Source organism: Pseudomonas sp. NFX224 (assembly GCF_048565165.1).
In the GTDB taxonomy this organism is placed as follows: Bacteria; Pseudomonadota; Gammaproteobacteria; order Pseudomonadales; family Pseudomonadaceae; genus Aquipseudomonas.
This window is the reverse complement of the sequence record NZ_CP183416.1, coordinates 5,699,833-5,713,893: the sequence shown is the minus strand read 5'-3', so window position 1 is coordinate 5,713,893 and position 14,061 is coordinate 5,699,833. Positions and strand designations below refer to the sequence as shown.

Below are 14,061 nucleotides of genomic sequence, written 5' to 3'. Positions count from 1 at the left end.
CTCAGGCTTGATGAATGGCAGTGGACGTTTTGTCGCGGCGGAAAAACGCCAGGCGCTCTTCATCCAGGCTCAGGCCCAGACCCGGGGTTTTCGGCACGTGCAGTTCAAAATCACGATACACCAGCGGTTCGCTGAGAATGTCTTCGGTCAGCAGCAGCGGGCCGAACAACTCGGTGTCCCACGCCAGTTTGTTCAAGGTGACGAAGGCATGGGCCGAAGCCATGGTGCCGATGCCACCTTCGAGCATGGTGCCGCCGTACAGGGCGATACCGGCCGCTTCGGCGATGGAAGCGGTACGCAATACAGCACGTGGGCCGCCGTTCTTGGCAATCTTCAGGGCGAACACCGAGGCCGCGCCTTCGCGGGCCAGGTTGAACGCATCCTCCACGCATTCGATGGACTCGTCGGCCATGATCGGCGCCGGGCTCATGGCATTCAGGCGGGCCATGCCGGCGCGGTTGTTGCGCGAGATCGGTTGTTCGATCAGGTCGATGCCGTTGGTGCCGAGGATCCGGCAGGCTCGAATCGCCACCGCTTCGTCCCAGGCCTGGTTGACGTCGACCCGCACACTGGCGCGGTCACCGAGGGCTTTCTTGATCGCAATGACATGGGCCAGGTCACGATTGACCTCACCGGCACCGATCTTCAGCTTGAAGATGCGATGGCGGCGCAGGTCGAGCATTTTTTCCGCTTCGGCGATGTCTTTTTCGGTGTCGCCGCTGGCCAGGGTCCAGGCCACCGGCAGCGCGTCGCGAACACGACCGCCAAGCAATTCACTGACCGGCAGGCCGAGGCGTTTGCCCTGGGCGTCGAGCAATGCGGTTTCGATACCGGATTTAGCAAACGTGTTGCCACGGATGCTGCGCTCCAGGCGCAACATGGCGGCGTTGACGTTGCCGCTGTCCTGGCCGATCAGCAGCGGCGCGAAGTGCGTGTCGATGTTGGTCTTGATGCTGTCCGGGCTTTCATTGCCGTAGGCCAGGCCACCGATGGTGGTGGATTCGCCGATGCCTTCGATGCCGTCGGCGCAAAGCACGCGAATGATCACCAGGGTCTGGTTCTGCATGGTGTGCATCGCCAGCTTGTGCGGGCGGATAGTCGGCAGATCGACGATGATCGTCTCGATCGATTCAATGGCAGTAGCAAGCATTTCGATACCCATCAGGTTCTTGAAGTTCTGGAATCGATTCTCGTACGGCTTTTTTCGCGTTGCCAATATAGAATTGGTCTGACTTGATACCTTTTAGGTATGCAACCAATAGAAGTCTGGAGGTTCCATGGAACTGCGTCACCTGCGTTATTTCCAGGTATTGGCTCAAACCCTCAACTTCACCCGCGCCGCCGAACTGCTGCACATCGCCCAACCGCCGCTGAGCCGGCAGATCCAGCAACTGGAAGACGAACTCGGCGTGATGCTGCTGGAACGCGGGCGCCCCTTGAAGCTGACCGATGCCGGGCGCTTTTTTCATGAACACTCCACCGCCCTGCTCGAACAACTGAACAAGGTTTGCGACAACACACGGCGTATCGGGTTGGGTGAGAAAACCTGGCTGGGGATCGGCTTTGCACCGTCGACGCTTTACGGCGTGCTGCCGGAACTGATTCGCCGCTTGCGCAGTGGCGAGCCGCTGGAGCTGGAGCTGGGGCTTTCGGAAATGACCACGTTGCAGCAGGTGCAGGCGCTGAAGGCCGGGCGCATCGATATCGGCTTCGGGCGTATCCGCATCGACGACCCAGCCATCGTGCAGACCGTGTTGACCGAAGACCGCCTGGTCGCCGCCCTGCCCGCCGGTCACCCGCTGCTCGCCGACCCCATCAGCCTGCGCGATCTCGCCAAAGAACCCTTTGTGCTGTATCCCGGCAACCCGCGGCCGAGCTATGCGGACCACGTCATCGCACTGTTCGAATCCTATGGGGTGAGCATCCACGTGGCGCAATGGACCAATGAGCTGCAAACAGCGATCGGTCTGGTGGGGGCCGGGATCGGGGTCACCCTGGTGCCGGCCTCGGTGCAGTTGCTGCACCGCGACGACATCGGCTTCACCCCTTTACTGGAAGACAACGCGACCTCGCCGATCATTCTCAGTCGACGGGTGGGCGATGTGTCGCCGGGGTTGAACCATTGTTTGCGGATGATCGATGAGCTGCTGCCCCGAGGCTAGACAGGATCAACCCGCAAATGCCCGGCGCCCGGCCTTCATTTCGGTGCGCAACTCGCCGACAAATTCAGAGATGGCGCGCACGCTGGTCAGTTGCTCGGTCGAAACACCGTCGAGCAACAGCTTGACGACTCCGGAATCGGGCTCGAAAACTTCGATGCGCAGCAACCCCAAGGTTTCCGTGCACTCGCAGGACAGGGGTTCAAAACCCGACTCCACTATGTTGCAAAGAACTGAGATGGGAAGCATGGCCGGTGCCTCGGCGGCAGTTGAGCGGATTGGATCCGTTTCAGCATAGATCCGCTTTGAAGATTTTGCGTCAGCAAAAAATGTTAAATGCCTCTCACTTTGCGCAGATTTTCAGTGGGCATTGTCCTTCCAGATCCAGTTCCAGACCCCCGGCAATTCAACCGGCTGCGCACTGTCACGCAACGTACGCGCCATCGCCGCCCGTTGCAGTTCGGCGGTGTCGTTATAAAACGGCTGGTTTGCGGTTTTCACCCCCGTGGCCTGGGCGCTGTCGAGCAGGATCTGCAAGTACTCGCGGGTATGCCGGGCGGTGTAGCGATTGAGGTCGTGAAAGGTCACCACCACCGGGATCACGCCGTCCACCACCGGCAGCTCACCACGGGCGATGCGCTCGCGCACTTCGGACATCGAACGCAGCATGTGCGAGCGGCGTCGCGGGCTGGCGTTAAAACCCCAGATTTTTCCATCGTTGGCGCTCAGGTCGGTCAGCAACACATGCAAGCCATGCTGTTGATAGGCAGCGAACGTGCGCTTGTCGTAGCTCCAGAATGGCGGGCGCACCAAGGTCGGCGGCGCAGCGGTGATCGCGGCGAGGTCGGCACAGCCATCGGTGAGCGCCTGCTCCAGTTCTTGCGCATCCAGAGAGCGATGATTGGTGTGCGACGGCGTGGCCGTGTGGAAGGCCAGAATGTGCCCGGCATCGCGCTCGCGATGCATGACCGCACGGCCGATTTCACTGTTGCCGGCCCGTGTGGCGCGAGTCTGCACGAAGAACACCGCTTTGATGTCCGGTTGCAGCGGATTGATTGCCAGGCTGTCGAGCACGGTTTCGGTCGGATTCCAGAAGCTGGACGCGCTGGGGCCGTCATCGAATGTCAGCAAAAAACGGATCGGCGGCTGAGCGCTCAGCCGTTGTTCGGTTTGCGGGGTCATCTCGATGGGCGCAGCGATACAGCCCAGCAGACCGACCGCCATGGCGCCTGCCAATAGAACCTTGAACACCTGTTTCATGTTTTGCCTTGGGCCAGACCGTTTTGGTCAACACGTCAAACGGCAAAATTCCTTCGCCCGTTCATCCTTCATCGACCCGCAGGAAGCGGCGGGCCGAGGTTGGATAAGGGTACACAGTGTTTGGTTCCAAGGCTCGTCTACTGCGCCAGCGCCTGTTGGAATGAGCCGTCAATGATCGGCGCGGTTGCCAGTTCCGTCGGCAGTGCCTTGACCTTGAACAGGAAGTCCGCAGTGCTCTGCAAATCCTTGGCGGCCTGCACATCCACCGGGCCGACGGTCATGTGGGCCTGACGCAACCAGTGACGCGAAACATTCTGATCGAGATTGGCCTTCTTCGCCCACAGGTCAGCGTATTCGTCCGTGTTGTTATCCACCCAGGCCCGGGCCTTTTTCAGGCGTCCGAGAAAGTCGGCGATGGCTTCGCGCTTGCTGTCGATCGAAGGCGTCGATGCGGCAATGGCACTGAGGCCTGGCATCAGGTTTTTTGCGGTAAGAATCGGCCGGGCGCCGGAGAACAGAATCTGCTGGGAAATGTACGGTTCCCACACCGGGAAGGCGTCGATGCTGCCCTGAGGCAACGCGGCGGCGGCATCGATCGGCATCAGCTTGATGAAGTCGACGTAGTCTTCCGGCAGGTCGGCTTTTTCCAGGGCACGCAAGGTCAATTGCTGGCTCCAGGCCCCGGGCCAGTAGGCGACTTTCTTGCCCTTGAGATCAGCGATGGTTTTCACCGGTGAATCCTTGGGCACCAGCAAGGCAATGGTGTCCGGGTTCTGCCGCGACACGCCGATCAGCTTGACCGGTGCCTGCTTGGCGGCGAGGAACAGAAAACCCGAATCGCCAAGAAAGCCCAAGTCCAGCGCCCCGGTGTTCAAGGCTTCGGCCAGCGGCGCGGCGGCCTGGAAGTGTTTCCAGTCAACCGTGTACGGCGCGCCTTTGAGCACGCCCGACGCTTCGACCGAAGCGCGAATGTTGTAATAGTTCTGGTCGCCGACATGCAGGACGACAGGCTCGGCGGCGTAGGCCATGGGCGCGGCAAACAGCGCGCTGGTCAACAGACCGCGCACGAATCGGGACAGGTTCATCGAGGGTTCCTTGAGGATGGTTTTATAGACCATAACGCTCTTACAGCACCTAAATTAAATTCTATTTATGCATATGCTAATGATCTGAAATCCATTTCGCTCAGCAACAGCGCGCCGGCAAAGTGTTGCCCGCCAGCCACTGCGACGATATCGACAGCGCCCATCGACTAAGCTGAAATCACCGGCCTGTGCCGTTCACTGAGCGAATACGTCGATGTGCGGACGACTCTCGCAATACCGGGGCATTCACGATTTCGTCGCGGTGCTGAGCATTCCCGACGCGCTGGTCAACCACGTCGGTGATCAGCCATTGGCGCGCTACAACGCGGCGCCGACCACACAACTTGCGCTGTTGCACCTGGAGGACGACGGCCTGCATGCCGATTCGCAGCGCTGGGGTTGGCGGCCGCACTGGGCCAAGGATCGCGCCGCACCGATCAATGCGCGGGTCGAGAAAGTTGCCCACGGCCCGTTCTTCAGGGCGATTTGGCCGCACCGCGCGATCTGCCCGGTCGATAACTGGTTCGAATGGGTCGATGCCGGGGATGGTACACGACAACCCTGGCTGATTCGCCGACGCGACCATGGGCCGGTGCTGTGTGCGGCGATCGGGCAATTCCCGATTGGTACCGCTCCTCCCAGGGACGACGACGGTTTTGTGATCATCACCGCCGACAGCGCGGGCGGCATGGTGGACATTCATGACCGACGACCGGTGGTGTTCTCGGCAGAACTGGCGCGGGAATGGCTGGACCCGGCGACGCCGAGGGATCGCGCCGAGCAAATGTTGCTTTTGCAGGGTGAGGACAGCGATGCATTCCACTGGCACAAGGTCACCAAGGCGGTTGGCAACGCGAGAAACCAAGGAGCAGAGTTAATTGTTGAAGCGACCTGACAATGTCAATAATGACAGTAAGACAGGCATAAATAACGATGCGATCTTGAGAACGAAGTTATAAGTGTTACAACACCTGTTTCAATCAATTAACACTCGCTCTTTCGAGCTAACCGCCGGTCTGACCATAGAGTCGCATTGCATACATTTTTTGTCGCTGACGCTAATATTCGCGCCGCATTTCCAGTTGCATCACCCAGTTGACCAAAGAGTCAATAACTAAGGAAATTCCATACACCAAGCCTTGCAGAGAACTAAATTGCGCGACGATTTTATAAATAATCAAGTCGTGAGTCTGGCGTGTGTTTATCTTACAAAGACAGAGCACTACCAACTCGACTGCTTTATCGGGCAATACATAGAAACCCGTAACTTGCGTTCAATCCCCAATATCAACGCGGTTCTGAATTCAACCCTCGAAAGCTACCCGGGCATGCCTCCGGTGATGGTCAACGAGCTGAATGCCTGGATCGACAAGACGTTGGGTTTTCGAGCCTCTCATCCCGACTTTATGCCGCTGGACGACGCTTGAACCTTGCGCGGGACCTTTCGGCAGAAGCATTGAACGAACCCGCCCACGCACCACTTTGAAGACAAGAGGCTCGCTGAGCCTCTTTGTTTTTTCAGTCGCCTTATTTCTGCACCCTGTCTCTTCACGCCGTTTGGATCGCAGATCTCTCTGAATCGAGCCAATATTCCGGCTCACCCTCCGTGCAGGCGCTGCCGAAGGCTGCGATCTTATGATTTTTGGAAATCAAAAGATCGCAGCCTTCGGCAGCGCCTGCAGGGGGAAAGCCTTGATCAAGGCTTCAACGGGATTTCGATATCGCGATCCGACAGCTCGCGGCTGTCGTCATGTTTCCAGGTCTTCTCCGCTTTTCTCTGCTGCTCAATCTCTTCTTCCGTCGGTTCATCCATGTCTTCATCCGGATCCGGACGCTTGGGGTCATTTGCCATGTTCACCTCTCTTCCTGAAGGGATCGGTCATCAACTTTAAGCGTAGAACAGATTCGCCTGCCCGGCTTACAGCCACCAGCGCAGCAAAAAGAAAAAGCCCATGCTCAACAGCATGCTGAGCAAGGTGTTGCGGGTGTAGAGCACCAGGCCGACGGCCACCAGCGAACTGATCAGATAGGGGTTGTCCCATTGCAGGTTCAACTGTTTCTCGGGCATGAACACGATCGGCCCGCAGATTGCGGTCAACATGCCCGGCACGGCGAACCCGAGGAACTGCCGGGCGTTACTGCTCAACCGTACCGGCAGTCGCGGCTCCAGAAAAACGTAGCGATTGAGAAACACCAACACGCCCATACCGAAAATCACTGCCCAGACCATCATGTGCGCGCTCCCTGGAATTTGTTGCAGATAAACCCGGCAGTCATCCCCGCCAACCCCGACAGCACCAGCGCCGAACCCCATTGCCAGTAGCTGAACAACACCGAGCAGAACAGCGAAACCGCGACGCAGACCACTGTCGGCACGTTGCGCACCACCGGGGTGATCAGTGCGATGAAGGTGGCGGCAATCGAGAAATCCAGGCCCAGGTGTTCCAGGCCGGGAATGCTGCTGCCGAGCACGATGCCGGCCAGGGTGAAGAGGTTCCAGGCGATGTAGAACGTCAGGCCGACGCCCAACGCGAACCAGCGGTCGAATTGTTGTTTGTCGTGCTGGCTGGTCAGGGCGAACAACTCATCGGTGAGCAGAAAACCCAGCCCTGCGCGCCAGCGCCCCGGCAACGGTGAAATCACCGAACGCAAGCTCATCCCGTAGAGCAAATGCTGGGAAGTCAGCAACAACGTGGTCAGCAGGATCGAAAAGATCCCGGCGCCGCCCTTGAGCATGCCGATGGCCACCAGTTGCGCGGCACCGGCGAACACGATGCTCGACAAACCCTGGCCTTGCAGGGGCGTGAGATTGGCTTCGATGGCCATGGACCCGGCCAGCAAGCCCCAGGGCGCGGTCGCCAGGGACAGCGGCATGATCGCTGCGGCGCCGCGAAGGAATGCACTGCGCGGCAAGTGTGAATTGGACATAACGCTCTACAACCAGGGGAAAGACCCAAGACTGTGCCAGCAGTCGCGGCCAATGGCTTGAACAATCTTGCTCAATACCGCGACCCCGTGCCATTCATCGGCTGACCGCTTGCGCCTCCAAAGTAGTAGCAACATGACGGCACTGCATTTTTCCTTCAAGGTGCAGGCTCTACAAAGCCGAACACAACGGACGGATGCGCGCGGAGTTCGCCGGTTTTCGTGATTGACAAACACCGCCCGGCCTTTTAAAACTGAGCGCCTCATTCAGGGTGTAAGCAAAGATGTCCGCAACCTTCAATCACAACTTTTCCGTCATTGGCTTGATTGCCAAGGCGCAAGGTTGCGTTGCGCGCACCCTCAAATCGAAGAAACAGTCGCTCATGTGACCGGGGCGCGCTGTCCCGTCAGATGAGCTGACAGGACATTGAGCGCGACGGACCACCCTCCCCTTGCTTACTTCCTTCTACGCTCCTGACGGTGACGAAATCGGTCAACCATCAGGAGAAAGTGCATGTCATCGTTTCAAGGTATCTGGGTTCCGCTCGTCACGCCGTTCCACAACGGCGCCATCGATTTCGTCGGCTTGCAGCGGCTGGTCAGCCACTTGCTGGAAAAAGGCGTCGACGGCCTGATTGTCTGTGGCACTACCGGCGAACCCGCCGCCATGGCCAAACATGAGCAATTGGCGGTGCTCGATGCGGTGCTGGAGCAAGTCCCCGCCCACCGAGTGGTGATGGGCCTGGCCGGCAACAACCTGACCGAATTGCTGCAATTTCAGAGCGAAATCCTCAAGCGTCCGGTGGCGGGTTTGCTGGTGCCGGCGCCGTATTACATCCGCCCCTCCCAGGCGGGGCTTGAGGCGTTTTTCAAGACAGTTGCCGACGCTTCAAGCGTGCCGCTGATCCTCTACGATATTCCCTACCGCACCGGTGTGACCTTCGAACAGGCGACCTTGCTCAACATCGTCGGACACGAGCGAATCGTCGCGATCAAGGATTGCGGCGGCAATCTGAACAACACCCTGGCGCTGCTGGCCTCTGGAAAAGTCGATGTGCTGTGCGGCGAGGACAATCAGATTTTCAGTGCCTTGTGCCTCGGCGCCAAAGGCGCGATCGCGGCGTCGTCCCATGTGCATCCCGAACGTTTTGTCGCGCTCTACCAGCAGGTTCGCGACAATCAGTTGACCGCCGCCCGCGCCACATTTTTCGAATTGTTGCCGCTGATTCAAAGCCTGTTCATCGAACCCAATCCCGCCCCGGTCAAAACCGCCCTGGCCCTTGAAGGCTTGATCGACGATGAACTGCGCGCACCGATGCAACGCAGCAGCGACGCCATGGTGACGCACTTGAAGGCTGTACTCGGCGCTCTGAACAATCGATAGAGCGTCGGCCACCGGCCCGAGTACCATGGAGCGATTCGCCTGACGCCTGCGGGAGCCGCCATGCTCTACCGAATCGCCGCCGATGGGCTGGTGCTGTTTCACCTGACATTCATATTGTTCGTGTTGTTCGGTGGGTTGCTGGTGCTCAAATGGCGCCGCCTGATCTGGTGGCACCTGCCCGCCGCCGCGTGGGGTGTGGCGGTGGAGTTTTTCCACCTGCCCTGCCCGCTGACGCGATGGGAAAACCTGATGCGGCACGCCGCCGGACAAAGCGTCTATGGCGGCGGATTCATCGAGCATTATGTGTGGCCGGTGATTTATCCGGCCGGACTGACCCCGGCGATTCAATTGTGGCTGGCCGGTTTGGTGTTGCTGGTCAATGTCGTGGTCTATCTTCGAGTGATCAAACAAAGATCCTGACTTCAACCAAAGGCTCAAACCATGCTGTCGATCGAAGACCTGGCAATGCTGGAGGCCATCCGCGAAACCGGCAGCCTGTCGCGGGCCGCCGTCAAACTGGGCAAGGCGCCGTCCACGGTGTCCTATGCCGCACGGCAGCTGGAAGAGCGTTTCGATGCCTTGCTGTTCGACCGCCGTCGCTATCGTTTGCAACTGACCCCGGCCGGTGAGTTGCTGGTCAACGAAGCGTCGCGGTTGATGGACGATGTCTCGCGCCTGACGCAACGGGTGCAGCAAGTGGCCAATGGCTGGGAGAGCCGGTTGTGGATCGTCACCGACGAATTGCTGGAATTCGAGAGCCTGATCCCGGTGATCCGCGAGTTCGATGCGCTGGGTTCCGGCGTGCCGCTGCGGGTCACCCATGAAGTGCTCAAGGGCGTCTGGGAAGCCCTGCGTGAAGGCCGTGCCGATTTAGTCATCGGCGCCACCAACGAACCACCGGCAATTGCGTCATTGCGCTGGATGCAATTAGGGGAAATGGAATGGGTGTTCGCTGTCTCGCCAAAGCATCCGCTGGCCAAGGCCAAGGAGCCGATTTCCAGGGTGACGGTGACGCAGCACCGGGCGATTGTCGTGGCCGATTCGTCGAGAACCACCGAGGGTCGAACCTATGGTGTCTCTGGCGGGCAACCGGTGCTGGCGGTGGCGACCATGCGCGCGAAAATCCTCGCGCAGTGCGCCGGATTAGGCGTGGGCTGGTTGCCCAGGCATCGGGTCACTTCGTTGCTGAACAACGGGACACTGGTGGAAAAACAAATGGCCGATCCGCGCGAACCGAACCTCCTGTATGCCGGCTGGCGGGGCGATCAGGACGGCCGCGCTTTGAACTGGTGGCTGGAAAAACTCAAGCAGTCACACCTCTCCCGCCAACTGGTGCAGGGCATCGACCTGTTTATGTGACAGACGAAGGTCAGTTGGCAATCACACTCATGTTCCGTCCGCTGGCCTTGGCCACATACAACGCCTTGTCGGCGGCACCAATCAGGTCCTCGGTGCGGGTTTGTACCGCCGGATCGTAGCCGCACACGCCGACGCTGACCGTGACCATACCTTCGGGACTTTCACTGTGTTGCAGGTTCGCCGCCTGTACCGCGCGACGGATTTTTTCCGCCACCAGAAACGCCCCCACGTAGTCGGTGCCGGGCAGCACCACCGCAAACTCCTCGCCACCAAACCGCGCGGCCAGGTCGCCGGGGCGCTTGATATGCCCGGTGATGATGGGCGCGATCGCGCGCAAACACTCGTCACCGGCCAGGTGGCCGTAGCGATCGTTGAACGCCTTGAAATGATCGACATCGATCATCAGCAGCGAGAGACCGGTCTGGTTGCGCCGCGCGCGCCCCGTTTCGGCCTGGATGAACAGATCGAACTGGCGGCGGTTGGCCAATCCTGTGAGCGCATCCTCCAACGCCAGCAACTCCAGGTTGCGATTGAGTCCGAGGAGTTTTTCCTGGTATCCGAGCAACTCGACCTGAATGCGGTTCTGCTGCTTCATCAACTTGATCAGGCGATAGCCGAGCACGCCCAGAAAACCCAACAACAGCGAAACGATGCCCGCACCGAGCAACGATTCCTTGCGCCAGCCGGCCAGCACTTCGTCCTTGTTCAACGCGGCAAACACAATCAGCGGATAGCCCTCGACCCGGCGATAACCCACCACCCGCTCGACACCGTCTATGGTCGATTTGAGCATCGCCGTACCCGAACTTTCCTTGGGCAGAAGCTGAGTGAAAAGAGGGCTCTTGGCCAGGCTGGAGCCAATGTCCGCCTCATTGAACGGCCGACGCACGACGATGGTGGCGTCGTCGGCGATCAGGTTGATCACTCCGTTATTGCCCAGGTCGATGCTGTCGTAGAGCTGCAGGAAATGACTGAGATAGATCGTCGCCAGCGCCACGCCGGCAAAGCTGCCATCGGGATGGTTGATCCGCCGTGACACGGTCATGATCCATTCGCCGCTGGAACGGCTCTTGATCGACGGACCGATGTGCGGTCCACGGTCAGGGTGATCGCGGTGGAAGATAAAATATTCGCGGTCGGAATTGTTGGCGACGCCCACTTCGGCGCCATTGGAGTTGGCGACCCACCGCCCGGCTTCGTCGTAGACGAACAAGCCATGGACCTGGCTCAATTCGCTGCGCTGGGCACTGAGCAGGCGCTGCAAGCGGTTGAGCCGGGTCTCGTCGATGCCTTCGTTTTCCAGGCGATCGACCAGGGCAAACAGCAGCGTATCCGCCTGCTTGATCGACGCTTGCGCCTGCGAGGCCAGGGTCTGCGCAAGGTTGGACATCGCCACTTCCTTGCCATGCAGGTGGTACTGGCGCGAACTCCAGGCTTGCCAGATGACGATCACCGCCATCGACAGGCAGACTGCAATCAGCAGCGTCACTGCCGAACGGACCTTGAGCCGGGCGACACCGGGCCGGTCTTTTTCGATACGGTCGTAAATGGACGGGTGCCCCATGACATTTCCTCCGTGATTATTCTGAGAAACAAGGCTTCCAGCCCAGTATTTGCAGGAGCGAACTCGCTCGCGAAAAACTCAAGGGCACCGCCGGCCATCCGGGTTTGCACGCTATCGTTCTCGACCCTCGCGAGCAAGCTCGCGCCTGCAGTTCAAGCGTTATAGGGATCAAATTAACCCGATGTACGCTTCACCGACTCCAGCCACGCCGGGTCCAGTCGCGTCTGTTCGGGATCAAGCCCCAATGCTTGCATCTTCGCCTCGTGCTGCTGCATTTCCCGACTCAATTGCCCATGGTCGCTGGAGTTGCCGTCCAATTGGTGCATCTGGCTCAACCCCAGATGATAGAAGCGCAACAACTTCATCGCGGTCGGATCGCCGGCGTCCACGGCAGCCGTGACGTGGTGCATGACGTTGGTCACGCTCATCAAGCTACGCTTGAGTTGCCAACTATAGACCGCTGGCGCCATCCATTCCTGGGTCCAGAACACCTTGCGCATCAGCGCCGCCATCAGCAGCACCGCCGCAAAAACGCCACCGATGTTGAACCGCAGGTTGTCGCCGCCGGGTTCGCCGAACAACGCCACCGCCGCCGTGGACAGCGCCATCGCCAGCGCGACGAAAGTCAGGGCAATGATCAGCGTGCTGCGCCGCGTCTGTTGCCGGTAGGTCTCGGCGTTCATCGGCTGGATTTCGAACATTACGTCGGGTTTCCTTGAGTCAGAGGCAAAAAGACAACGGGTCATTATCGCCTCCACGAAGGATTTAGCTATGCTGGGGCTCCTTTTCATCTTTTCATCGTCAATCGGGGACATGGCGAGACCGCGCAGTTCGTGCCATCTTCTTTCATGGATACACACTATTCGGATGTCATTCTGTTTATGTGGGGATGACATCGTTTTAAGGATCATTGAATGACCCAACGACAAGTAATCAACGCTTCGGTCAGCCCGAAAGGCAGCCTGGAAACACTCTCCCAACGGGAAGTCCAGCAATTGAGCGAAGCCGGATCCGGCAGCACCTACGACATCTTCCGCCAATGCGCCCTGGCCATCCTCAACACCGGCGCCCACGTCGATAACGCCAAGACCATCCTCGAAGCCTACAAAGACTTCGAAATCCGCATTCACCAACAAGACCGCGGCGTACGCCTGGAACTGCTGAACGCCCCGGCCGACGCCTTCGTCGACGGCGAAATGATCGCCAGCACCCGTGAAATGCTGTTCAGCGCCCTGCGCGACATCGTCTACACCGAAAACGAACTCGATAGCCAACGCATCGACCTGAGCACGTCCCAGGGCATCAGCGACTACGTCTTCCACCTGTTGCGCAACGCCCGCACCCTGCGCCCCGGCGTCGAGCCGAAGATCGTGGTGTGCTGGGGCGGCCATTCGATCAACACCGAAGAATACAAATACACCAAGAAAGTCGGCCACGAACTGGGCCTGCGCAGCCTGGACGTGTGCACCGGCTGCGGCCCCGGCGTGATGAAAGGCCCGATGAAAGGCGCGACCATCGCCCACGCCAAGCAACGCATCCACGGCGGCCGTTACCTCGGTTTGACCGAGCCGGGCATCATCGCCGCCGAAGCGCCGAACCCGATCGTCAACGAACTGGTAATCCTGCCGGACATCGAGAAGCGCCTGGAAGCCTTCGTCCGTGTCGGCCACGGCATCATCATCTTCCCGGGCGGTGCCGGTACGGCCGAAGAGTTCCTGTATCTGCTCGGCATCCTGATGCACCCGGACAACGAAGGCCTGCCCTTCCCCGTCATCCTCACCGGGCCGAAACATGCCGCGCCGTACCTGGAGCAACTGGACGCCTTTGTCGGCGCCACGCTGGGTGAAGCCGCCAAGCAGCATTACCAGATCATCATCGACAACCCGGCCGAAGTCGCCCGGCAGATGACCGCGGGCCTCAAAGCGGTGAAGCAGTTCCGCCGCGAGCGCAACGACGCGTTCCACTTCAACTGGCTGCTGAAAATCGACGAAGGCTTCCAGCGCCCGTTCGACCCGACCCACGAAAACATGGCCAACCTGAAGCTGAGTCGCGACCTGCCGGCCCACGAACTGGCGGCCAACCTGCGCCGCGCGTTTTCCGGCATCGTCGCCGGCAACGTCAAGGACAAGGGCATTCGCCTGATCGAACAACACGGTCCGTACCAGATCCGTGGCGATGCGGCGGTCATGCAGCCGCTGGATCAATTGCTCAAGGCGTTCGTTGCCCAGCACCGGATGAAACTGCCTGGCGGCGCGGCGTATGTGCCGTGTTATCGGGTGGTTGCATAACCCAGGTAAAACAAGCCGAAGCCGTGGCTTCGGCTTG

General features: G+C 59.6%; 16 protein-coding genes. 7 read left to right on the top strand and 9 right to left on the bottom strand.

The window, feature by feature from the left end; genetic code table 11:
* Position 1: 1 nt before the first annotated feature.
* Positions 2 to 1,150: a muconate cycloisomerase family protein gene (locus ACNYC6_RS26080; RefSeq protein ID WP_419709799.1), complete on the bottom strand. Its 1,149-nt coding sequence runs from the start codon at positions 1,148 to 1,150 to the stop codon at positions 2 to 4.
* Positions 1,151 to 1,277: 127 nt separating this feature from the next.
* On the opposite strand from ACNYC6_RS26080, the gene ACNYC6_RS26075 reads away from it, so the two are divergent.
* The gene (locus ACNYC6_RS26075; RefSeq protein ID WP_419709798.1) at positions 1,278 to 2,162 is read left to right on the top strand and encodes a LysR family transcriptional regulator; all 885 of its coding nucleotides are present in this window, start codon (positions 1,278 to 1,280) and stop codon (positions 2,160 to 2,162) included.
* A 6-nt stretch (positions 2,163 to 2,168) separates the two neighbouring features.
* Here ACNYC6_RS26075 and ACNYC6_RS26070 read toward each other — a convergent pair whose 3' ends face one another.
* From ACNYC6_RS26070 to ACNYC6_RS26060, 3 genes are all read right to left on the bottom strand, one after another.
* Positions 2,169 to 2,408 carry a DUF1652 domain-containing protein gene (locus ACNYC6_RS26070; RefSeq protein ID WP_419709797.1) on the bottom strand — a complete coding sequence of 80 codons (240 nt, stop codon included), beginning with the start codon at positions 2,406 to 2,408 and terminating at the stop codon, positions 2,169 to 2,171.
* Between the two features lie 111 nt (positions 2,409 to 2,519).
* The gene (locus tag ACNYC6_RS26065; RefSeq protein ID WP_419709796.1) at positions 2,520 to 3,419 is read right to left on the bottom strand and encodes a polysaccharide deacetylase family protein; all 900 of its coding nucleotides are present in this window, start codon (positions 3,417 to 3,419) and stop codon (positions 2,520 to 2,522) included.
* 137 nt (positions 3,420 to 3,556) lie between these two features.
* The gene (locus tag ACNYC6_RS26060; RefSeq protein WP_419713013.1) at positions 3,557 to 4,447 is read right to left on the bottom strand and encodes an ABC transporter substrate-binding protein; all 891 of its coding nucleotides are present in this window, start codon (positions 4,445 to 4,447) and stop codon (positions 3,557 to 3,559) included.
* A 271-nt stretch (positions 4,448 to 4,718) separates the two neighbouring features.
* Between ACNYC6_RS26060 and ACNYC6_RS26055 the strand changes: the two genes are divergently transcribed.
* Together ACNYC6_RS26055 and ACNYC6_RS26050 are read left to right on the top strand one after the other, a co-directional pair.
* On the top strand, positions 4,719 to 5,399 hold the full coding sequence (locus tag ACNYC6_RS26055; RefSeq protein ID WP_419709795.1) for an SOS response-associated peptidase family protein: 681 nt from the start codon (positions 4,719 to 4,721) through the stop codon (positions 5,397 to 5,399).
* A gap of 259 nt (positions 5,400 to 5,658) precedes the next feature.
* Positions 5,659 to 5,931, top strand: coding sequence for a hypothetical protein (locus tag ACNYC6_RS26050; RefSeq protein WP_419709794.1), 273 nt, complete (start codon positions 5,659 to 5,661; stop codon positions 5,929 to 5,931).
* 269 nt (positions 5,932 to 6,200) lie between these two features.
* Here the strand turns inward: ACNYC6_RS26050 and ACNYC6_RS26045 are convergent, their stop codons facing one another.
* The 3 genes from ACNYC6_RS26045 to ACNYC6_RS26035 all read right to left on the bottom strand — a co-directional run bounded on the left by ACNYC6_RS26045 (position 6,201) and on the right by ACNYC6_RS26035 (position 7,432).
* Positions 6,201 to 6,356 (bottom strand): hypothetical protein, encoded by a 156-nt coding sequence (locus tag ACNYC6_RS26045; RefSeq protein WP_419709793.1) that lies wholly within the window; start codon positions 6,354 to 6,356, stop codon positions 6,201 to 6,203.
* A 66-nt stretch (positions 6,357 to 6,422) separates the two neighbouring features.
* The gene (locus ACNYC6_RS26040; RefSeq protein ID WP_322618258.1) at positions 6,423 to 6,734 is read right to left on the bottom strand and encodes an AzlD domain-containing protein; all 312 of its coding nucleotides are present in this window, start codon (positions 6,732 to 6,734) and stop codon (positions 6,423 to 6,425) included.
* Positions 6,734 to 7,432 (bottom strand): AzlC family ABC transporter permease, encoded by a 699-nt coding sequence (locus ACNYC6_RS26035; protein ID WP_419709792.1) that lies wholly within the window; start codon positions 7,430 to 7,432, stop codon positions 6,734 to 6,736. The genes ACNYC6_RS26040 and ACNYC6_RS26035 overlap by 1 nt, the downstream gene beginning before the upstream one ends.
* A 511-nt stretch (positions 7,433 to 7,943) precedes the next feature.
* Here ACNYC6_RS26035 and dapA point away from each other — a divergent pair.
* Genes dapA through ACNYC6_RS26020 form a run of 3 tightly spaced genes read left to right on the top strand, consistent with a single transcriptional unit; the run spans position 7,944 to position 10,172 of the window.
* Positions 7,944 to 8,813: a 4-hydroxy-tetrahydrodipicolinate synthase gene (dapA, locus tag ACNYC6_RS26030; RefSeq protein WP_419709791.1), complete on the top strand. Its 870-nt coding sequence runs from the start codon at positions 7,944 to 7,946 to the stop codon at positions 8,811 to 8,813.
* A 60-nt stretch (positions 8,814 to 8,873) separates the two neighbouring features.
* Positions 8,874 to 9,233, top strand: coding sequence for a DUF2784 domain-containing protein (locus ACNYC6_RS26025; RefSeq protein WP_419709790.1), 360 nt, complete (start codon positions 8,874 to 8,876; stop codon positions 9,231 to 9,233).
* 21 nt (positions 9,234 to 9,254) lie between these two features.
* Entirely contained in the window at positions 9,255 to 10,172 is a 918-nt protein-coding gene (locus ACNYC6_RS26020; protein WP_419709789.1) for a LysR family transcriptional regulator, read from the top strand.
* Positions 10,173 to 10,182: 10 nt separating this feature from the next.
* Here ACNYC6_RS26020 and ACNYC6_RS26015 read toward each other — a convergent pair whose 3' ends face one another.
* A complete protein-coding gene (locus ACNYC6_RS26015; RefSeq protein ID WP_419709788.1) occupies positions 10,183 to 11,736 on the bottom strand; it encodes a sensor domain-containing diguanylate cyclase in 1,554 nt (517 codons plus the stop codon).
* Between the two features lie 173 nt (positions 11,737 to 11,909).
* Positions 11,910 to 12,437 carry a DUF3087 domain-containing protein gene (locus tag ACNYC6_RS26010; RefSeq protein ID WP_419709787.1) on the bottom strand — a complete coding sequence of 176 codons (528 nt, stop codon included), beginning with the start codon at positions 12,435 to 12,437 and terminating at the stop codon, positions 11,910 to 11,912.
* A gap of 213 nt (positions 12,438 to 12,650) precedes the next feature.
* Here ACNYC6_RS26010 and ppnN point away from each other — a divergent pair, with 213 nt between their 5' ends.
* On the top strand, positions 12,651 to 14,024 hold the full coding sequence (ppnN, locus tag ACNYC6_RS26005) for a nucleotide 5'-monophosphate nucleosidase PpnN (protein WP_419709786.1): 1,374 nt from the start codon (positions 12,651 to 12,653) through the stop codon (positions 14,022 to 14,024).
* Positions 14,025 to 14,061: the final 37 nt, after the last annotated feature.